Annotated in this window: 15 protein-coding genes; 9 read left to right on the top strand and 6 right to left on the bottom strand. The window is 71.0% G+C overall.

Going from position 1 to position 19725, the window contains the following annotated elements; translation table 11 throughout:
• Nucleotides 1-49: 49 nt before the first annotated feature.
• On the bottom strand, nt 50-694 hold the full coding sequence (locus ACQ859_RS01125; protein ID WP_431264249.1) for a response regulator: 645 nt from the start codon (nt 692-694) through the stop codon (nt 50-52).
• Nucleotides 695-899: 205 nt separating this feature from the next.
• Between ACQ859_RS01125 and ACQ859_RS01120 the strand changes: the two genes are divergently transcribed.
• The 3 genes from ACQ859_RS01120 to ACQ859_RS01110 all read left to right on the top strand — a co-directional run bounded on the left by ACQ859_RS01120 (nt 900) and on the right by ACQ859_RS01110 (nt 5562).
• Nucleotides 900-1721, top strand: coding sequence for a helix-turn-helix domain-containing protein (locus ACQ859_RS01120; protein ID WP_431264248.1), 822 nt, complete (start codon nt 900-902; stop codon nt 1719-1721).
• A gap of 32 nt (nt 1722-1753) precedes the next feature.
• Entirely contained in the window at nt 1754-5020 is a 3267-nt protein-coding gene (locus tag ACQ859_RS01115) for a triple tyrosine motif-containing protein (protein ID WP_431264247.1), read from the top strand.
• Nucleotides 5021-5100: 80 nt separating this feature from the next.
• Complete coding sequence (locus ACQ859_RS01110) at nt 5101-5562, top strand: hypothetical protein (RefSeq protein WP_431264246.1); 462 nt, start codon at nt 5101-5103, stop codon at nt 5560-5562.
• 185 nt (nt 5563-5747) lie between these two features.
• Here ACQ859_RS01110 and ACQ859_RS01105 read toward each other — a convergent pair whose 3' ends face one another.
• From ACQ859_RS01105 to mnmA, 3 genes are all read right to left on the bottom strand, one after another.
• The gene (locus ACQ859_RS01105; RefSeq protein WP_431264245.1) at nt 5748-6395 is read right to left on the bottom strand and encodes a response regulator; all 648 of its coding nucleotides are present in this window, start codon (nt 6393-6395) and stop codon (nt 5748-5750) included.
• Nucleotides 6396-6428: 33 nt separating this feature from the next.
• Nucleotides 6429-7745 (bottom strand): sensor histidine kinase, encoded by a 1317-nt coding sequence (locus ACQ859_RS01100; protein ID WP_431264244.1) that lies wholly within the window; start codon nt 7743-7745, stop codon nt 6429-6431.
• Between the two features lie 194 nt (nt 7746-7939).
• A complete protein-coding gene (gene mnmA / locus ACQ859_RS01095; RefSeq protein ID WP_431264243.1) occupies nt 7940-9046 on the bottom strand; it encodes a tRNA 2-thiouridine(34) synthase MnmA in 1107 nt (368 codons plus the stop codon).
• A 227-nt stretch (nt 9047-9273) separates the two neighbouring features.
• On the opposite strand from mnmA, the gene ACQ859_RS01090 reads away from it, so the two are divergent.
• Complete coding sequence (locus ACQ859_RS01090; protein ID WP_431264242.1) at nt 9274-10152, top strand: response regulator; 879 nt, start codon at nt 9274-9276, stop codon at nt 10150-10152.
• Nucleotides 10153-10232: 80 nt separating this feature from the next.
• Here the strand turns inward: ACQ859_RS01090 and ACQ859_RS01085 are convergent, their stop codons facing one another.
• Both ACQ859_RS01085 and ACQ859_RS01080 read right to left on the bottom strand, forming a co-directional pair.
• Nucleotides 10233-10727, bottom strand: a complete 495-nt coding sequence (locus ACQ859_RS01085; RefSeq protein ID WP_431260125.1) for an NUDIX hydrolase — start codon at nt 10725-10727, stop codon at nt 10233-10235.
• 135 nt (nt 10728-10862) lie between these two features.
• Nucleotides 10863-11384 (bottom strand): hypothetical protein, encoded by a 522-nt coding sequence (locus tag ACQ859_RS01080; protein WP_431264241.1) that lies wholly within the window; start codon nt 11382-11384, stop codon nt 10863-10865.
• Between the two features lie 232 nt (nt 11385-11616).
• On the opposite strand from ACQ859_RS01080, the gene ACQ859_RS01075 reads away from it, so the two are divergent.
• From ACQ859_RS01075 to ACQ859_RS01055, 5 genes are all read left to right on the top strand, one after another.
• Nucleotides 11617-12735 (top strand): Re/Si-specific NAD(P)(+) transhydrogenase subunit alpha, encoded by a 1119-nt coding sequence (locus ACQ859_RS01075; protein ID WP_431264240.1) that lies wholly within the window; start codon nt 11617-11619, stop codon nt 12733-12735.
• A gap of 49 nt (nt 12736-12784) precedes the next feature.
• Nucleotides 12785-13132 (top strand): NAD(P) transhydrogenase subunit alpha, encoded by a 348-nt coding sequence (locus ACQ859_RS01070; protein WP_431264239.1) that lies wholly within the window; start codon nt 12785-12787, stop codon nt 13130-13132.
• Nucleotides 13133-13136: 4 nt separating this feature from the next.
• On the top strand, nt 13137-14558 hold the full coding sequence (locus ACQ859_RS01065) for an NAD(P)(+) transhydrogenase (Re/Si-specific) subunit beta (RefSeq protein ID WP_431264238.1): 1422 nt from the start codon (nt 13137-13139) through the stop codon (nt 14556-14558).
• 608 nt (nt 14559-15166) lie between these two features.
• Nucleotides 15167-17395, top strand: coding sequence for a hypothetical protein (locus tag ACQ859_RS01060; RefSeq protein ID WP_431264237.1), 2229 nt, complete (start codon nt 15167-15169; stop codon nt 17393-17395).
• Nucleotides 17396-17536: 141 nt separating this feature from the next.
• Nucleotides 17537-19624 carry an ATP-binding protein gene (locus ACQ859_RS01055; RefSeq protein ID WP_431264236.1) on the top strand — a complete coding sequence of 696 codons (2088 nt, stop codon included), beginning with the start codon at nt 17537-17539 and terminating at the stop codon, nt 19622-19624.
• Nucleotides 19625-19725 lie beyond the last annotated feature (101 nt).

Raw genomic sequence — 19725 nt, 5'->3', positions numbered from 1 at the left:
GCCGACGACGGGCTATCGGCGGCGGCGGCCGGCGATGGCTACAGGCGGACTACAGGCGGAGGATGCCGCGCTTGAGCGCGAGCACGACGGCATGCGTGCGGTCGCGCGCGTCGAGCTTGGACAGGATGGTCTTGACCCGCGCCTTGATGGTGTCCTCGGACAGCGACAGCTTGCCGCCGATCTCGCGGTTGCTCATGCCCTGGGCGATGTGCTCGAGCACGTCGATCTCGCGGCCGGAGAGCTGCTCCTGGCCGGCGTGGGCGGCGATCTCCTGCGCGACCTCGTTGGGGATCCAGCGGTTGCCGCGATGCACGGCGCGGACCGCGTCCAGCAGTTCGGTGCGCAGCTGCGTCTTCAGCAGGTAGCCGCTGGCGCCCAGCTTCAGCGCCTGCCAGGCCTGGCCGTCGGACTTGAAGGTCGTCAGCACGATGACCCGCGCGGCCGGGCTCAGCGCGCGCAGCCGCGCCAGCGCCTCCAGCCCGTCCATGCCCGGCATCTGGATGTCCATCAGCGTGACGTCGGGGCGCAGCCGCTCGTAGGCCTGCAGGCCCTGCCAGCCGTTGTCGGCCTCGCCCACCGGCGTCATGTCCGGCTGCTCGCCCAGCACCGCGGCGATGCCCTCCCGCATCAGCGGGTGGTCATCGACCGTCAGGACGCGGATGGGATCGGGCGCGGGCACCATGGCGGCGATCATAGGCGCGAGCCCCGCCGGACGTCCCAGTTCCAGGGGGCCGATACCCTTTCGGGTAAACGTTGTCGACTCGACCGGGGCTATCGCGGCGCAGCATCGCTTCCGATGATCGGGCGTCTCTCAGGGAAGCGCTTTCAACGCCTCCCCCGGCGCCCGTTTCACGGTCCGCCCTGCCCTTCATTGCCCCTCACCGCCCCGGGAGCCGTCCATGTCCCTGATCGAGCGCCTCCATGCCGTCCCGGACGCCGTCCTCGACGCGATCGTCCTCCACCGCAATCCGCTGCTGCGCGCCGGCATCGCCGCCGCGCTGTCGCCGTTCTTCCGCGCTCATGACGCCGGGGACGACGCCGGCTTGATCGCCGAGTCGGGCGTGCTGCCGACGCTCGCCGCCGGCCCGTCGGGCCGCGTCGAGCCGATCCGGCTCGTCGTCGCCGATCACGAGGGCGCGCTGCAGGCGCTGGCCGGCATGCCGCGCCGTGGCGCCCCCGTCGGACACGGCGGACACGGCGGATCCGGCTCGCCTGCCGGCTCCGGCCTGCCTGGACCGCACTGGCTGGTCGTCAGTCCCGTGGTGCATGGCGGCCGGGTCCGCCAGGCGATGGCCGCGGGCGTGCTCGGCTACGTGCACGCCGCCTGCGCGCTGGAGGAGTTGCGCGATGCCGCGCGCGCCGTGGCGGCCGGTCGGCGCTACCTCTGCCGCACCGCTGCCGGCGCCGTGGCCGAGGGCTGGCTCGGCGACGACCTGACCCCGCGCGAGCGCGACGTGCTGCGCATGCTGTGCCTCGGGTTGGACAACAAGTCGATCGGCCTGCGGCTGGGGGTCGCGGCCGGCACGGTCAAGACGCATGTGAAGACCCTGCTGCAGAAGCTCGGCGCGCGCAGCCGCACCCAGGCTGCCACCGAGGCGCTGCGGCGCGGGCTGCTCGACGACGAGCCGCTGATCGACGATCCCTTTCCGCATCCGGTGCGCGTCGCCGCGCGCGGGCCGGCGCAGGGGCTCTACGGGCTCCGTCCGCTGCCTGCCGCGTGAACGGGACGTGACGCGGCGTGGTGCGGCGTGATGTGGCCCGACCCGACGTGACGCGGCGCAACCGGAACGTGACCCGGCCATGGACCGCATGGCTGCTCGCGGCGGCCTGCCTGCTCGGCGCCGGCCTTGCGCCGGCTCATGCGGCCGGGGAGGGACCGCCGGACTTCTCCCACCGGTCGTGGACCGTCCGCGACGGCGCGCCGCCGGACGTCTGGACACTGGGCGGCGGACGCGAGGGCGTGCTCTGGCTCGGTACCGGCATGGGCCTGTACCGCTTCGACGGCCTGCGCTTCGAGCGCTACCGGCCCGGCGATCCGTCGCTGCCGGCACTCAACATCAACGCGCTGCTGGTCGACGACGATCGCACGCTGTGGCTGGGCTTGTTCGACGGCGGCGTCGTGCAGCTGCGCGAGGACCGGGTCGTCCGCCACGGCGCGGCCGAGGGACTGCCGGGCGGCCGCGTGCTGCGGCTGGTGCGGGCATCCGGCGCGCTGTGGGCGGCGGCGGGCAAGGGGCTCGCGCGCTTCGACGGCCAGCGCTGGCATCGCGTCGGCGAGGAACAGGGTTATCCGGAGCCCGGCGCCGAATACCTGTTCCGCGACCGGCAGGGCACCCTGTGGGTCAGCTCGGGCGAACGGCTCTATCGCCTGGCCGCGGGCGCCGACCGGTTCGACTACACCGGCGTGGCCACCGGCCGCTCCGCGGTGATGACCCAGGACGGGCAGGACCGGCTCTGGCTGGCGGACGGGCGCGGCGGCGTGCGTCCGCTGGGGCTGCCGGGGTCCTGGCGCGCCTGGGCCGCGTTGCCGGAGACCGCCCCGGCGCCCGGACCGGTGCGGGCCGACGACCTCGCCGCGGCGGCCTTCTCGCCGAGCGTGGTGTCCTCGCGCGACGGTCAGCCGGTCACCCTGGTCAAGCAGATGCTGTTCGCCAGCGATGGCGGACTGTGGGTGACGGTGAACGGTCGCGGCGTGTTCCGCACCGACGCCGCGGACACGGCGCGGCTGCCGGCGGGTGAGCAGCTGGACTGGGCGCGCGGGCAGTGGTTCACCGTCGCGGACGGCCTGGGCTCGTCGATCACCGTGCCGCTGCTGGAGAGCGACGACGGCGAGATCTGGGTCGGCACCAACGTCGGCGTGAGCAGCCTGCGCGCGCACCGCATCCAGCGTGTCACGCGGCTCGAGGACGCGGCCGCCACCGGCTTCAGCGTGCAGCCGGACGGCACCGGTGTGCTGCTGTCGAGCTCCTCCGCGAGCTGGCGCGTCGATCCGCCGGGCGGTGCGGTGCGCGAGAACGGCGTCGATCCCCGGCCGCTGTCGCGGCGGCCGGCCACGCAGGCGGTGCGGGCGACCGACGGCTCGCTCTGGCTCTGGGACAACGAGACGCTCTGGCGCTCGCCGCCGGGCGGGCGATGGGAACGCTGGAACCTGCCGCTCCCCGCCGGCACGCGGGCCGCCGCGGACGCCATGGCGGCGGATCCGACGGGCGGCCTGTGGTTGTCGCTGCACGAGGCCGGGGTGTTCCACGCGACACGCGCCGGCCTCGAACGGGTCAGCGAGGCGGACCTGGACGGCACGCCGCCGGGGACGATCGCGGTCGATGCGGACGGCGCGGTCTGGTTCGGGCACGACGGCGTGCTCACCGGCATCGACGACCGCGGCCGGCACCGGCGCTTCGGGCCCGGGCAAGGCTTGCGCACGGGCCGCATCCTCACGGTGATCAACACCCGTCACGGACTGGTCGTCGCGGGCGAGAACGGCGTCGCCCTGGGCCGCGACGGGCGGTTCGCCACGATCACGCTCGACCGGGATCCCGCCTTCGGACGGGTTTCAGGCGTCGTCGAGTCCTTCGACGGCGACCTCTGGCTGAACGGCGCGCGCGGCCTCGTGCGGCTGGCGGCGGCGGAGGTGCCCTCGCTGTTCGTCGAGTCGGCGCACCCGCTGAGCTACCAGCTGCTCGATGCCGCCGACGGCCTGCCGGGTGTCGCGCGACAGGCGTCGGCGACACCCACCGCCACGCGCGATGCGCGCGGCCGGCTGTGGTTCGTGACCAACCTCGGGGTGGTCTGGCTGGATCCCGCACGGACGAAGCGCAGCGCGCGCGAGGTCGGCGTCGACGTGCAGGCACTGATGGCCGGGGGCCAGGACTATCCGGCGGCACAGGGGCAGCAGTTGCCCGAGGGGACCAATGCGTTGACGTTGCGCTACGCCGCCCGCGTGCTCAGCAAGGCCGAGCAGGTCCGCTACCGGTTCCGGCTGGTCGGCGTCGACGCCGGCTGGCGCGACGCCGGCACGCAGCGCGAGGCGACCTATGCCAACCTCGGTCCCGGCGACTACCGCTTCGAGGTGCTCGCGTCGAATCCGGACGGCCTGTGGAGCCGCCAGCCGACGGTGCTCGCCTTCCGCATCGCGCCGATGCTGCATCAGCACCCGGCGTTCCGCTGGGCCGTGGCGCTGGCGTTGGTCGTGGCCGTCTGGGGCGGCTACCGGTTGCGCGTGCGGTCGCTGCAGGCCCGGTGGCGACTGCGGCTGGCGGACCGCCACCGTGAGCGCGAACGCATCGCCCGCGACCTGCACGACACGCTGCTGCAAGGCTTCCAGGGCCTCCTGCTGGGCCTGGACGCGAGCGTGCGGCGCGTCGCCGACGCGGCGTTGCGCCAGAAGATGGAACGCGACCTGACGCGCGCGGAGGCGTTGCTCGCGGAGGGGCGTGATCGCGTCGGGCAACTGCGGCAGCGGATCGACGACGAGGACGCCGCGGATCGCGAAGGTCACGGCGACGGCGATGACGACCGTGGCGACGGCGGCGACGGTGACCGCGGCGGAAACGGCGGCGATGGCTGGCACGGACGTGCCTGGATCGATCGCCTGGCGCGCGCCGGTCAGGACCTGATCCGCCCGCCGGGCCAGTTCCGGATGCGGGTGCTCGGGACGCCGCGCGCGTTGCCGGCGTCGGTGGGGGACGAACTGCTGCTGATCGCGCGCGAGGGCCTGACCAACGCCGACCGCCATGCGCGGGCCACCGAGGTGACGCTCGAACTCGATTACCGGGTCGACGCCGTGGCGCTGACCGTGCGCGACAACGGCATCGGGCTGGCGCCGGACTGGGAGTCGGGCCAGTCACGCGGCCTGCGTTACGGCATGTGCGGGATGCGCGAGCGGGCGCGGCTCATGGCGGCGGGGTTTTCCGTGCGCAGCGTGCCGGGTGCCGGCACTGAACTGGTGCTCCGCGTGGTCGATGCGCGACACGCGGGACGGCGGGGGCGCTGGTGGCCGTCGCGCGTGCCCGTCTCCCCGTGAAGTCCCGGAGGGTCAGGCCTGACCCCGCTTCCTAGAATCCGCGCGCAGTCGAGGTCCGATTGCTTGAGGAGGGAAAAGAGATGAAGAAATTTGCCGCGCTGTCCGCGCTTTGCCTGTCCATGACCGCCGCGCTGCCGGCCTTCGCCGATCCTACGCCGGTGCCCGACATCGCGCAGGCGCAGTCGCTGCGCGACGCCGTCCGCGCCGACCGCAAGGGCGTCGTCCTGAAGGCGCTGGTCCTGGACGAGGCGCAGACCAAGAAGTTCGTCCCGGTCTACGAGGCCTACGAACGCGAGCTCGCCGCCCTGAACCGCCAGTTCACCCGCATGTCGGTGGAGTACGTGCAGATCGGCGAGAAGCCGACGAACGCGCAGTCGAAGTACTTCTCGCGTGGTTACCTGGGCTATGTCGACGCGGAGCAGAAGCTCTACAAGAAGTACCACCCGCGCGTGGTCAAGGCGATCGGCGAAGTGGGCGCCGCCCGCTTCCTGTCCGTGGAGCGCCGCATCCGCGCCCTGCAAGACTACGACCTCTGGATCTGAGCCTGCTCTGAGTTCACAGCGGTCATCGGTTTCTCGACTCCCTCTCCCGCTTGCGGGAGAGGGCAGGGGTGAGGGCCAGCGGCGGTGGAAGTGCTGAAGCCTTCTTGCTGACTGCCGAGTCCGCTGGCCCTCACCCCACCCTCTCCCGCAAGCGGGAGAGGGAGCAAGAGGGGGCGAGGCGGATCTCAGATCCAGCCGAGATCGATCGCGCGCAGGACGGCCTGCGTGCGATCACGCACGCCCATCTTCGCGAACACCGCGGAGCAGTGGTTCTTGATGACGCCCTCACTGTTGCCCAGCAGCGCGGCGATCTCGGTGTTGCTGCGGCCGCTGGCGACCAGCCTCAACACCTGGAGTTCCTTCGGGCTGAGCGTCTCCGGCTCGGGCGTCGCGGCGAAGGCACGCTCCACCGGCGCGCGTTCCATGCGCTCGGTCAGCAGCGGCCGCAGCGCGGTTGATCCGCCGACCACGTCGCGCAGCGCCTGCACCAGCGTGTCCGGGCTGATCGCCTTCAGCAGGAACCCTCGCGCCCCCGCCCGCACCGCCTCGTCGAAGGCGGACGTGTCGTCGAAGGTCGTCAGCAGCACCACCGGAATCTTCAGCGCCCGCGCCGCCAGGGCGCGGATCAGCCCGATCCCGTCCAGCCGCGGCATGCGCATGTCCGACAGGATCACGTCCGGCTGCTCGCGCGCCAGCAGCTCCAGCGCCTCGGCGCCGTCGGACGCCTCGCCGATCAGGCGGATGTCGTCGTGCAGCGCCAGCAGGCCCTTCAGGCCCTCCCGCACCAGCTGCTGGTCTTCCACCAGCAGCAGCTTGATCGTGTTCTCGCTCATGTCGTCTCCTTCCCTGGATGGCGCCGGCCCGCTTCAGGCGCGCCGCGGGCAATTCAATTCGATCAGGAATCCGGGGTGATGCCGCAGCACCTGCATCGTCCCGCCCAGTTCGGCCATGCGTTCCTGCATGCCCTTCAGGCCGTTGCCCTCGCGCAGCTTGCGCGTGCCCCGGCCATTGTCGTCAACCCGCACGCGCACCTGTGATCCCGCGGCCGGCAGCGCGGCCCGGGCAGGATCACCGGCAGCGAATGCCGCCCCGCCGGCCGGTGCCGCCGTCGCGTCGACCGCTTCCAGCGTCACCCGCACGTGCGTCGCGCCGGCATGGCGCACCGCGTTGGTCACCGCCTCCTGCACGCAGCGCAGCAGCGCGTGCGCGCAGCGCGGCGTCAGGTCTTGCGCGACCGGGTCCAGCGCCAGCTCGATCTGCGTGCTGGCGATGCCGTCCGCCAGCGTGCGCAGCGCCGCCTCGAGGTTGATGCGCTGGCTTTCGCGCTCGCGCGACACGGCCGCGCGGACCTCCGCCAGCAGACCCGCCGCGCCCAGCTTGGCCTTCTCCACCGCCTGCGCCGCGCCCGGCTCGTCGTGACGCTGGAGCAGCGCCTCGCTGAGCTGCAGGTGCAGGTTGAGCGCGGTCAGGTGGTGGCCCATCACGTCATGCAGCTCGCGCGCCATGTGCAGGCGCTCGGCGTAGCGCAGCTGCTCGATCTGCAGGCGCTCGCCGGACTGCTTCTCCGCCAGCATCGCCTGGAACCAGCGGCGGCGCTCGCCCTCCGCGGCGGCCAGCCGCCCCAGTCCGAAGGCCATGCCGTGCAGTGCCACCATCGACATCGACAGGCCCAGGCTGTTCAGCCACCAGGGCATGTCGGGCTGGAGCTGCTCCAGCCGCTGCGCCTCGCTGGGCAGCAGCCAGTACAGCGCGACGTTGATGACGACCTGCGCCAGCGCGACATTGAAGGCGCGCCGCACGTTGAGCAGCAGCGCCGCCAGCACGGTGACCAGGAAGGGCAGCCCGGGCGTCACCAGCAGCGCCAGCAGGTTGAGCAGGAGCACCCGCGACAGCGCGTTGCGGGGCGGCAGGTCCAGGTGCTGCTGGCGCGCCAGGCGCCAGAAGTGCCAGGCGAACACCATCACCAGCGCCAGGCAGGTGAGGACGAAGGGGGCGTCGTGGGTGGTCCCGCCGGTGCGGCGGTAGAGGCTGGCCAGGACGCCGTCGTAGGGCTCCGTCTGGTTGCCCATCAGGCCCCAGATGGCCGAGCCCAGCTCCAGCAGGCAGATCGCCAGGGCGGCCACGCGCAGCACGAAGGCGGGCTGGGCGATGCGGGCGAGCAGACGATCGAGGGGGCGATCCAAGGGGCGATCCAGAGGACGATGCAGACAGGGCCGACACGGCCGACAAGGCGCCAGCGTGCCACAGGCGACGTCCGGCAGGGAAGGGGCGCATTGTCATGGGACCGCCGCGGGGCGGTCCCGCCCATGCGACGAGTGCCCCGAATCGCCGGATGAGTTGCGGGCCGCGCCGCCCGGGACGGCGCTTCCGGCCGGGCCTAGGCGATCGCCTCGGCGATCACGCCGCCGCCCAGGCAGACGTCGCCGTCGTAGAGCACGGCGCTCTGGCCCGGCGTCACCGCCCACTGCGCCTGCGGGAAGTCCAGCCGGATGCTGTCCTGGCCCGGCGTCAGCGCGCAGGCGGCGTCGGCCTGGCGATAGCGCGTCTTGGCGCCGAAGCCGCCGAAGGCTGGCGGCCGGTCCGTCCAGCTCAGGTCCTGCGCGACCAGGCCGCGGCTCTGCAGCAGCGGGTGGTCGTGGCCCTGGACGACGACCAGCGTGTTGCTGTCCAGGTCCTTGCGGGCGACGAACCACGGCGCGTGCTCGCCGCCGCCGCGCGGCGCGCCCTTCTCCTTGACGCCGCCGATGCCCAGCCCCTGGCGCTGGCCCAGCGTGTAGAACGACAGGCCGACGTGCTCGCCCACCTTGCGGCCGCGCTCGTCCTTGATCGGACCGGGCTTCTGGGAGAGGTAGCGGTTGAGGAACTCGCGGAACGGGCGCTCGCCGATGAAGCAGATGCCGGTCGAGTCCTTCTTCTTCGCGTTGGGCAGGCCGATCTCCTCGGCGATGCGGCGGACTTCGGTTTTGGGCAGGTCGCCGACCGGGAACATCGTCTTCTGCAGTTGCGCCTGGTTGAGCCGGTGCAGGAAATAGCTCTGGTCCTTCAGCGGATCCAGCCCCTTCAGCAGCTGCACGCGGCCGTCGACCTCGCGCACCCGGGCGTAGTGCCCGGTGGCGATCTTCTCCGCGCCCAGGCGCATCGCATGGTCGAGGAAGGCCTTGAACTTGATCTCGGCGTTGCACAGCACGTCCGGGTTGGGCGTGCGGCCGGCCTGGTACTCGCGCAGGAACTCGGCGAAGACGCGGTCCTTGTATTCGGCGGCGAAGTTGACGTGCTCGATCTCGATGCCGATGACGTCCGCCACCGCCGCCGCGTCGACGAAGTCGATGTTGGAGGAGCAGTACTCGCTGTCGTCGTCGTCTTCCCAGTTCTTCATGAAGATGCCGACGACCTCATGCCCGGCCTGCTTCAGCAGCCAGGCCGTCACGGCGGAATCAACGCCGCCGGACAGGCCGACGACGACGCGTTGCTTCTTGGGAGTCATGGGGCGGCATTGTCCCAAAGGTCGGCATCACCCAGTCCGGGCGGGGTCGGAACGAGGGCGGCACGCCCGTCCGTGACGCAGGACACGCCCGAGGGGCGATCCCCCCATCCGGGTGTCAGGGATGGCTGACAAGGGTTTGCGCCGATCCCGACAGGCGCTCGCGGCAACGCCGACTCCACCGGCGCCCGGGGCGGGAAGAAACTGAATGCAACAGGGAGCACCAGATCATGAACATCGTCATCGTCGACGGATCCATCACGGCACGGGCGCAATGGCAGGCACTGCTGGCACGGGAGCGCCAGATCCACGTGGTGGGGGAAGCCGCGGACGAACAGTCCGCCGTCGAGACGATCATCCAGGCGCAGCCGGACGTGGTCCTGATGGACCTGGCACTGCAGCCGGGCAGCGGCCTGCGGGTGCTGCGGGCGATCCGGCAGCTGGGCGTGGGCGCCCGGGTGATCGTGCTGACCCACAGCTATTACGAGGACATGCGGCGCGCCTGCGCGGAGCACGGCATCTCGGGCTTCTTCGAGAAGGGCAGCCAGACCGACGAGGTGCTCGCGATCCTGCGCGGCTGGCTCGCGCCGCTGCAGCCCGACGAGCACGCGCGCCAGGCCGCCGTGGACGGGCTGGACGTGGCGGCGCGCACGCACGTGGCCTTCGACGAACTGGCCGACCTGGCCTGCGACATCAGCGGCGGCGCGATGGCGGCCGTGGGCCTGGTCGACGGCGACCAGCTGCGCCTGATCGGCACCTCGGGCCTGCACCTGCGGCTGATGCCGCGTGCCCGCGGCCTGTGCACGCACGTGATGCACCACGGCCATCTGCAGGAAGTGCCCGATACCTGGCACGACCAGCGCTTCGTCGACCATCCGCTGGTCCAGGGCGCGCCTTATGTGCGCTTCTATGCGTCGGTGCCGCTGTCGCTGTCGACCGGCGAGGTCGTCGGGAGCCTGTGCGTGATGGACCGGCTGCCGCGCCGCCTGCGCGAGCGGCAGCGCGAGTCGCTGACGACCCTGGCGCGCTGCGCCGTCAACGAGCTGGAAGCCTGCCGGCGCGCGCCGCGCCACAGCGAGCAGGCGATCAGCGCCGCCATGACCCTCTGAACCCGCGGCGGGCCGGCGCCGCGCAGGACGACGGGCCCCTCGGGGCCCGTCGCCGTTGCGGGCGGCTCAGCGCATGAGGCTCAGTGCGGCCAGGCCCGCGGCGCGTAGAGCGACGGGTGGCCGCTCACCGCCTCGATCGGCAGCCGGCGCCCCGCCGCGTGATCCTCGATGCACTGCAGGATCAGCGGGCTGCGATGGCGGTCCTGGCTGGCGCGGATCTCGTCCAGCGTCAGCCACAGCGTGCGCTGGATGGGCTCGTCGAACGGACGTCCCGGGATCTGGTCGCCGACGCGGCCGGTGAAGGCCAGCCGCACGTAGGTGACGTCGTCGTTGCGGTCGGGACGCAGGAAGCGCGACATGTAGACGCCGAGGAAGGCGTCCGGCGTGAACGGCCGGGCGGTTTCCTCGAGGACTTCGCGGACGACGGCGTCGATCGCGGACTCCGCCTGCTCCAGGTGGCCGGCGGGATTGTTCAGCAGCAGTCCGTCCCGGGTGAGCTCCTCGACCAGCAGGTAGCGGCCCTCCTGTTCGATCACGGCGGCGACGGTGACGCTGGGCTTGAATCGTTCGGTCATTGGTCCTTCCTGATAGGGCGGCGCGAGCCGCGGCGCCAATGCCGGGAGCGGCCACCGCTGTGGGTGCGGGCCGCATTGTGAACGCCGAAAATGAAAAACCCCGGCATGCCGGGGTCTTGTCATTCGGACAGGGGATCAGCGGCGGCCGCGATCGTGGTCGTCCCGGTCGCGATCCGGGCCTCGACCGTGGTCCCGGTCATGGTCGGGACCACGGCCATGATCCCGGTCCGGGCCGCGATCGGGCCCCCGGCCGTGACCGTGGTCATGGTCGTCGCGCCAGTCGCGGCGGCCGTCCGGACGCCAGCGGTACTCGGTGTGCTCGCGGCGGTACTGCGGTGCGTACACGTCGCGGTACCAGGTCTCGCGGACGAAGTACACGGGGCGGCCGCAGGCGTTGTAGCGTCCGCAATAGCGCGCCCAGTTCTTCTGGTGGCCCGGGGGCACCATCAGGTAGACGGCGGGTTCCGGCGCGGGGACGCGCTGGACCAGCACCGGCCGTTCGTACACGACCTGCGGACGGACGTTGCCGATGTCGATCTGCCCGTAGAAGCCCGGCTCGCCGATGCTCACCGACACGCCGACGTCGGCCGCCCGGGAAGCCATCGGCACCAGGGCCGCCATCGCCAACGCACTGCTGAAAACAATTTTCTTGATCATGGGGTGACTCCTTTCGGGGGTCATTGGACGCCTCCATTTAACGCCGCTTTCACCCCGGCGGACGACCGCTGTTCACCACTCGAAACAGCATTGCCGGCAGGTTGCCGACCCGTTGCCTTCGGGTTGCGGACAGCTGTCTCCCTGGTGAAAACCCCTGTCGCGGGCGAGCCTCGCCCAAGGCGGTGACCCGGTTAAGCTCCCCTCGACCCTGAATCGGACGGAGGACCTCCAGATGCTGATCGGTGTGCCGCAGGAAAGCGCGGCGGGAGAGACGCGCGTCGCCGCGACGCCGGAAACCGTCAAGAAGCTCGTCGCGCAGGGCCATGCGCTGCGGGTGGAGCAAGGTGCGGGCCTGAACGCCAGCGCGACCGACGAGGCGTTCGCCGCCGCCGGCGCGGAGATCGTCGGCCGCGAGGCCGCCTTCGGGGCCGACCTGGTGCTCAAGGTGCGGTCCCCGGATCCGGGCGAGCTGCCGCTGTTCAAGCCGGGCGCCGTGCTCGTGGGAATGCTGAACCCGTTCGACCGCGACGGCCTGCAGCGTCTGGCCGATGCCCGCCTCACCGCCTTCGCGCTGGAGGCCGCGCCGCGGACCTCGCGCGCCCAGAGCATGGACGTGCTGTCCAGCCAGGCCAACATCGCCGGCTACAAGGCGGTGATGCTGGGCGCCTTCCACTACCAGCGCCTGTTCCCGATGCTGATGACCGCCGCCGGCACGATCAAGGCGGCGCGGGTGGTGGTGCTCGGCGTCGGCGTCGCGGGCCTGCAGGCGATCGCGACGGCCAAGCGGCTGGGCGCGGTGATCGAGGCCTCGGACGTGCGGCCCGCCGTCAAGGAGCAGGTCGAGTCGCTCGGCGCCAAGTTCATCGACGTGCCCTACGAGACCGACGAGGAACGCGAGGCCGCGGTCGGCGTCGGCGGGTATGCCCGTCCGATGCCGCCCAGCTGGCTGCAGCGCCAGCAGGTGGAGGTCGCCAAGCGCGTGGCGCAGGCCGACGTGGTCATCACCACCGCGCTGATCCCCGGCCGACCGGCGCCGGTGCTGGTCACCGAGGAGATGGTCCGCGCGATGAAGCCCGGTTCGGTGATCGTCGATATCGCCGCTCCGGCCGGCGGCAACTGTCCGCTGACCGAGCCCGGCCAGACCGTCCGCAAGCACGGCATCACGCTGGTCGGCGAGACCAACCTGCCCGCGCTGGTCGCGGCGGACTCGTCCTCGCTGTACGCGCGCAACCTGCTGGACTTCCTGAAGCTGGTGCTGACGAAGGAGGGCGGCTTCGCGCTGCCCGCCGACGACGACATCGTGACCGCCTGCCTCGTCGTGCACGAGGGCCAGGTGTTGCGCAAGGCCTGAGCGCCAGCGCCGCCCCCCGTTTCCTCGTTTCCCGGAAGGAGCTCTCCGCATGGACGCCGTCTCCCCCACCCTGATCAACCTGACGATCTTCGTGCTGGCCATCTACGTCGGCTATCACGTCGTCTGGACCGTCACGCCGGCGCTGCACACGCCGTTGATGGCCGTGACCAACGCGATCTCCGCCATCGTCATCGTCGGCGCGATGCTCGCGGCCGCGCTCACCGAGACCACGCTCGGCAAGGGCCTGGGCACCTTCGCCGTCGCGCTCGCGGCGGTGAACGTCTTCGGCGGCTTCCTCGTCACGCGGCGGATGCTCGAGATGTTCAAGAAGAAGGAGCGCAAGGCGCCCGCCGAGGCCAAGGGCGACGGGGCCGGCAACCACGTGACGAAGGGCTGATCCCATGTCGATGAACCTCGTCACGCTGCTCTACCTGATCGCGAGCGTCTGCTTCATCCAGGCGCTGAAAGGCCTGTCGCATCCGACGACCTCCATCCGCGGCAACGTCTTCGGCATGGCCGGCATGACCATCGCCGTGCTCACGACCGGCGCGCTGATCCTCAAGCTCGCGGGCGGGCAGACGCTCGGCCTGGGCTACGTGCTCGGCGGCCTGGTCATCGGCGGCGGCATCGGCACGGTCATGGCGCAACGCGTCGAGATGACCAAGATGCCGGAGCTGGTCGCCTTCATGCACAGCATGATCGGCCTGGCGGCGGTGTGCATCGCCGGCGCCGCGGTCGTGGAGCCGCACGCCTTCGCCATCGCGCCGCGCGGCGAACCGATTCCCGGCGGCAACCGCATCGAACTCGCCCTCGGCTGCTTCATCGGCGCGGTGACCTTCTCCGGTTCGGTGATCGCCTTCGGCAAGCTCAGCGGCAAGTACAAGTTCCGGCTGTTCCAGGGCGCGCCCGTCACCTTCCCCGGCCAGCACTGGCTGAACGCGATCCTCGGCCTGGCCGCGGCGTTCTTCATCTTCGGCTTCTGGCATTCGCAGAGTGCGATGGATTTCATCCTCGTCGCGCTGCTGGGCTTCGCGCTGGGCGTGCTGCTGATCATCCCGATCGGCGGCGCCGACATGCCGGTGGTCGTGTCCATGCTGAACAGCTATTCCGGCTGGGCGGCGGCGGGCATCGGCTTCTCGCTCAACAACAGCATGCTGATCATCGCGGGATCGCTGGTGGGCAGCTCGGGCGCGATCCTGAGCTACATCATGTGCAAGGCGATGAACCGCTCGTTCTTCAACGTGATCCTGGGCGGGTTCGGCGCGGAAGCCGGCGCCGCGGCCGCCACGACGCAGCAGCGCAACGTGAAGAGCGGCAGCGCCGACGATGCCGCCTTCATCCTCGGCAATGCCGAGAGCGTCATCATCGTCCCCGGCTACGGCCTGGCGGTGGCGCGCGCGCAGCATGCGGTGAAGGAGCTCGCGCAGAAGCTGATCGACAAGGGCGTGACGGTCCGCTACGCGATCCATCCGGTCGCCGGCCGCATGCCCGGCCACATGAACGTGCTGCTCGCGGAGGCCGAGGTGCCCTACGACCAGGTGCACGAGATGGAGGACATCAACGCCGAGTTCGGGCAGACCGACGTCGCCATCATCCTCGGCGCGAACGACGTGGTGAATCCGGCCGCGTTGCAGAAGGGCAGCCCGATCTTCGGCATGCCCATCCTCGAGGCGTACAAGGCGCGGACCATCATCGTCAACAAGCGATCCATGGCGGCCGGCTACGCGGGCCTGGACAACGAGCTCTTCTACATGGACAAGACCATGATGGTCTTCGGTGACGCGAAGAAGGTGGTCGAGGACATGCTCAAGGCGGTCGAATAGGACTGCGGTAGTCCGCTGTCGGAACACGCGCGGACGCCGACGGCCTTCTCCCATCAGTTTTGATGGATGGCCTACCGGCATCGGTGGGAGATGTCGGCGTTGACGGCAAGTGGAGGTCAATGCGGCCGCCGGCCAACATGAACAGACTTCAGGGTCCGTCGCTCTCCTCTGTTCATCATGTCCGACACCCCAGATCTGTTGACCGGCGCTCGCGCGCTGCCGCCTGCGAACAGCACGCCGACGCCCAGGACGCGCGATCGGCGCGTCCGCCCCGAGGACAGTCGGGAGGACGAGGTCGTCGATCCATCCGGCGAGGCCTCGGAAGAAACGACCGCCGCCAGCACCGCTGAAGCCGTGGCCGTGCCGGGTGACGTCGTTGCGCCCGACGGGGCGCCCGATGCCGGCACGGTAGCGTCCGAGGCACCGCCTGCCGCCGCCGCGCCCGAGGGAGAGAAGCATGACGACCGCTATGCCGCGCTGCTGGCGGCGGGCATCGGTCTGCTGGGCATCGGGGGCGCTGCCGGCCTCGCGGGATCGTCGTCGGGCAGCGCGCCGCCGATCGCGACCATCGATCCGCCGAAGCCCGAACAGCCCCGGCAGGATCCCCCGTGTCAGGGCAGAAGCCGGATGCCGGCTCCGGTTCCGGTCCCGGTCCCGATCATCCGGGGGCGGACCTGCCACCGCCGGATCCGTCCAAGCCTGGGGAACCCAAGCCCGACCAGCCCAAGCCGGATCAACCCAAGCCGGATCAACCGCAGCAACCCGACCCGGCCAAGCCGGACCCGGACCCCACGACGCCGACGGACCCGGATCCGAAACCCCCGGCGCCTGTGCCGGCCGCGCCTCTGTTGTCGTTGGCGGTGGATACCGGCAGCAGCGATCATGACCGGATCACCTCGTCGGGCTCGGTGAACGTCTCGGGTCTGGAGGCAGGCGCCACGCTCGCCTTCAGCCTCGACGGAGGCAAGACCTGGACCGCGCACGGCGGCGATGCGTTGCTGCCGGATTCTCTGTTCGGCACCGACGGTGAGAAGCATCTGACGGTCCGGCAGATCGATGCGAGCGGCAACGAGGGTGTCGCCGCGGAACTGTCCTTCGTGCTGGACCGGACGGCGCCCGACGCATTGCATTGGACGATGCCGGCCGACAGGCCGGCGCTCGGCGCGGCCGACAGGATCGTGCCGCTGGGCGCCGAGGCAGGGGCTCTCGTCGAGTACCGCCTCGCCACGACGGCCGCGTGGCAGACCGCCGTGGACGGGCAGATCCCGATGTCGATGTTCCACCAGGACGGAATCGCGCACCTGGCGGTGCGTCAGACCGATCTGGCCGGCAACGTGGGTCCGGTGACGACGCTGACCGTCAATCTCGACGCCACCGTGCCGCACGCGCCGACGCTGGCCCTGCAGAACGACACGGGCGTCAGCAGCACCGATGGCATCACCTCGTCGGGCAATGTCGTCGTGGGCGGGCTCGAGCCCGGCGCCAGGCTGCTGGTGAGCACGAATGGCGGCGACTGGGACGAGTGGGCGGCAGGCACGGGCGTGGTGAATGTGGATGCGCAGTTCCCGTATGGCGGCCAGCCGACCGTGCAAGTCAAGCAGGTCGATGCCGCCGGCAACGCCAGCGTGGCAGCGGCGCTGACCTTCACGCTGGACCAGGAGGCGCTGATCCCGAACTGGACCTCTTCCAGCAGGCATCAGCAGACAGGCGGGGCCGCACCGGACCAGGTGAGCCTCAATGCGCAGGATGACTTCACCATCAGTCTCCACAGCCTCGGCGCCCGGCATCAGGACAGCCTGGCCTACCGCGTCGATGGCGGCGCCTGGCGGGACGCGCCCGCTGACGGCCATCTCCCCTTGAGCACGTTCGGGGCCGACGGCAAGCATCTGCTGGAGCTGCGGGAGACGGATCTGGCCGGCAACGAGGGCCTGAGGAAGGTCGAGGTGACCCTCGACGCGACACCGCCGGTGGCGCCGACGCTCGCGCTTTTCCACGATGACGGGCCGAGTGCGACGGACCATGTGACCACCGATGGCCGGGTGGTGATCTCCGGTCCGGATCTGCTGGGCCTGGACTTCCAGTCCCGCCTCAACGGAGGGGGCTGGGTGGACGAGCGGCTGGGGGACAACTCACCGCGCAACTACCCCAGCGTCGGCGAGACCGACCTGGAAGTGCGGTTCATCGATGCGGCGGGCAATGTCGGTCCGTCGAGTCATCTCCATTACACGGTGGGTGATCCGGACACGACACCGTCGCCGTCTCCTGGCTCGGCGAAGATCCAGATCCCGAACGATCCGGCAATCTCATCGCTCTGGAACACGGCCTATACGCAGTCGGGAACGATCCTGGTGTTCAACGCCTCGAATGGGGAGTACCGCTGGGACGACGGCGCCTGGAACGCGCTGGGCGACGGCACGATCCGCAAGGAGCAACTGCCCGGTGAGGGCCTGCATACGCTGTCCATCCGGACGCAGGATGCGGCCGGTCACCCGGCCCTCACGCAGCGTCAGTTCACGATCGACGACACCAAGCCTGAGGCGCCGCATCTGGCGCTGATCCACGACACCGGCGCCAGCGACACCGATCTGCTGACGTCCGATCCCTCGCTGCGGGTGACCGGGCTGGAGCCGGGGGCGACCTGGGTGTTCTCGGGCGGCTTCGATCACATCTTCCACTATGGATCCGGCGACACGATCTCGAAGGCGGATCTCCATCTGCCGAGCGAAGACTATGCCGGACTGGTCCGTGTCACCGTCCAACAGATCGACCAGGCAGGCAACCTCAGCGACTATGGCCGGATCGACCTTCAGCTGCGCCCCGATGGCGCCGTGATCTGAGCGTCGCCGACCCGCCCCCTAGGTCCGAGGTGTCGCCGACACCCACGATGACCTAGCATCTGCCGCGGCCGGCCTCTTGCGGGGCCGGCCGTTCCCTTTCATGTGCGGCGTGGGGGCGACTTGGCGGTATTCACCCGATCGATGGAGGTCCGTCCGACAGCGGCGACGGTGTCGATCCGGCGGCTCGCGCTGCTGGTGGCGCTGCCGTTGCTGGTGCTCTGGGTCGTCCATCTGTTCTCCCAGCACTACGGGACAGCAATGCCGGCGCAGGTGCTGCGGCTGACCGAAGCGCGTCTGCTGCCGGGCGATGCCCGCGATCCCGCACAGGTGCCCGGCGCGTTGCCGGAGGCCAGGCCCGGTGCGCCGTCCCGTGGGCATGCCTCGCCGGAATCCGCCGCGTCGGCCGTCGTCTCGCAGCCGTTGAATCCGACGGCCACGCCGACGCCGATGCCGTCGACGATCCCGAGCACGCCGGCCGTGCCCCTCGCGCCGGGGCACGTGGTCGCGTTGCCGGTCCAGATCCACGACACCGACGCGCCAGGTCCCCTCTGGTTCGCGCTCGACTTCCGGCTGGACCGGGCCGCCGAGGCGCCGTACTGGCTCGTGATCCAGCATCGGCCGGCCGCGACGGTCTATCTGGACGGGCAGTTGATCGCGACTTCCAGCCCGGGCAGCGGCTACTCCGCCGAGGACGAGGACGACCTGGCGCAGCGCGGCCTGCTGCTCGCGGGACGACGCCTGCAGGTGAGCATCCCGCCTGCGATGCTGCCCGCCGGAGAACATCGGCTCAGCCTGCGCCTGGCGCGCCCCGGCTTCGAAGGCGCCGGCCTGTCCGCGCCGCTGCTGGGCCCGTCGGAGCAGATCCGCGCGTTGCAGGAGGGACGCCGCTTCTGGCAGGTGATCCGCGTGACGACGGCGCTGGCCGGCTTCGTGATCGGCGCATTCATGCTGATGGTCTGGCTCGCCCTGCGCCAGGAATGGCTGTATGGCGTCACCGGCCTGTTCTGTCTGTGCACCGCGTTGCTGCTCACGCCCTACCTGCTCAACGGCGCGCTTTTCCCGGCGCCGTGGTGGCGTGTGGCGCTCGATCTGGTCGACGTGCTGTCGAAGGCGGGCCTGCTGTTCCTGGTGGCACGGCTGTCGGGCATCGGCGCGCGATGGCCGGAGAAGGTGGCCGTCGCGTATCTCGTGCTCGGCACCGTGATCGACGGCGCCGCCGCCTTCCTCGGCTGGAGCTGGACCGACTTCCACCATCCCTGGCCCTGGTGGGCCCTCGGCAGCCGCGCCGTGGTGCTGGGCGCCGCCGCGGTGCTCGCGGCCCGCGCCGCGCTCGCGACGCCCCGCCGCGCGCACCTCGTCGGCGCCTGTGCGGTGGCGCTGTCGGCCTGGGTCTGGCTCTATGTGAGCTGGTTCGCGCTCGTGCTGTCCCGGCAGATGAGCGTGGTCGACATCAACGTCGTCGGCCATGCGGTGCTGATCGCGATCGCCGGCGTGGCGCTGCAACGGCGCTTCGTCGGCTCGCTGCGCGACGAGGCGATGGCGCGCATCCGGCTCGAGCAGGCGCTCGATGCGCGCACCCGCGAACTGCAGGACCGCTGGGAGGACCTGCAGGACAGCGAGCGCCAGCGCAGCGCCGCGCAGGAACGCGAACGGCTGCTGCAGGAGATGCACGACGGCCTCGGCTCGCAGCTCGTGACCGCGCGGCTCTGCGCCGAGCGTGGCGTGTCGCCGCAATCGCTGGTCGAACAGCTCGACGAATGCATCCGCGAGATGCGGCTCACCGTCGATGCGCTCGCCGTCACGGATGGCGACCTCACGCTGCTGCTGGCCAACCTGCGGCACCGGATGGCGCCGCGCCTGCAGGACGCCGGACTCGAACTCGACTGGCAACTGACCGACGTGCCCTTGCTGCCGACGCTGCGCGGCACCGGCGGCCGTGAGCTGATCCGCATCGTGCAGGAGGCGCTCAGCAACGTCATCCACCACGCCGATGCGACGCGGGTCCGCTTCTCCACGCGCGTCGACGAGGCGCGGGGGCAGGTCTTGCTGTCGATCGTCGACAACGGCCGAGGGATGGCGGCGGACCTGCGCCAGGGCAACGGCCTGCGCGGCATGCGTCGCCGCGCGGAACGGATCTCGGCCGAGATCGACTGGCGCGCGCCGGAAGAGGCGCCGATGGAGGGCGGCACCGAATTGCTGCTGCGATTGCCGCTGCGCGCCGGCGCGTGAGACCGGTACTGCCGTGGTCGGCGCGAGACGCAGGACGCGCCTTCGCGCGCGCAGGCACGATGCGGGCCCGCCATCGCGTGGCATCGACGCTGTTTCCTGCG

Origin of the sequence: Roseateles chitinivorans (assembly GCF_050632235.1) — a bacterium.
Taxonomy (GTDB): domain Bacteria; phylum Pseudomonadota; class Gammaproteobacteria; order Burkholderiales; family Burkholderiaceae_C; genus Roseateles; species Roseateles chitinivorans_A.
The sequence above is the reverse complement of the archived record's forward strand: the minus strand, read 5'-3'. Positions and strand labels throughout refer to the sequence as shown.

Coding starts and splice junctions, on each gene's coding strand:
- ACQ859_RS01125 (WP_431264249.1), bottom strand. CDS start 694: ATGATCGCCGCCATGGTGCCCGCGCCCGATCCCATCCGCGTCCTGACG.
- ACQ859_RS01120 (WP_431264248.1), top strand. CDS start 900: ATGTCCCTGATCGAGCGCCTCCATGCCGTCCCGGACGCCGTCCTCGAC.
- ACQ859_RS01110 (WP_431264246.1), top strand. CDS start 5,101: ATGAAGAAATTTGCCGCGCTGTCCGCGCTTTGCCTGTCCATGACCGCC.
- ACQ859_RS01105 (WP_431264245.1), bottom strand. CDS start 6,395: ATGAGCGAGAACACGATCAAGCTGCTGCTGGTGGAAGACCAGCAGCTG.
- mnmA (WP_431264243.1), bottom strand. CDS start 9,046: ATGACTCCCAAGAAGCAACGCGTCGTCGTCGGCCTGTCCGGCGGCGTT.
- ACQ859_RS01090 (WP_431264242.1), top strand. CDS start 9,274: ATGAACATCGTCATCGTCGACGGATCCATCACGGCACGGGCGCAATGG.
- ACQ859_RS01085 (WP_431260125.1), bottom strand. CDS start 10,727: ATGACCGAACGATTCAAGCCCAGCGTCACCGTCGCCGCCGTGATCGAA.
- ACQ859_RS01080 (WP_431264241.1), bottom strand. CDS start 11,384: ATGATCAAGAAAATTGTTTTCAGCAGTGCGTTGGCGATGGCGGCCCTG.
- ACQ859_RS01075 (WP_431264240.1), top strand. CDS start 11,617: ATGCTGATCGGTGTGCCGCAGGAAAGCGCGGCGGGAGAGACGCGCGTC.
- ACQ859_RS01070 (WP_431264239.1), top strand. CDS start 12,785: ATGGACGCCGTCTCCCCCACCCTGATCAACCTGACGATCTTCGTGCTG.
- ACQ859_RS01065 (WP_431264238.1), top strand. CDS start 13,137: ATGTCGATGAACCTCGTCACGCTGCTCTACCTGATCGCGAGCGTCTGC.
- ACQ859_RS01055 (WP_431264236.1), top strand. CDS start 17,537: ATGGAGGTCCGTCCGACAGCGGCGACGGTGTCGATCCGGCGGCTCGCG.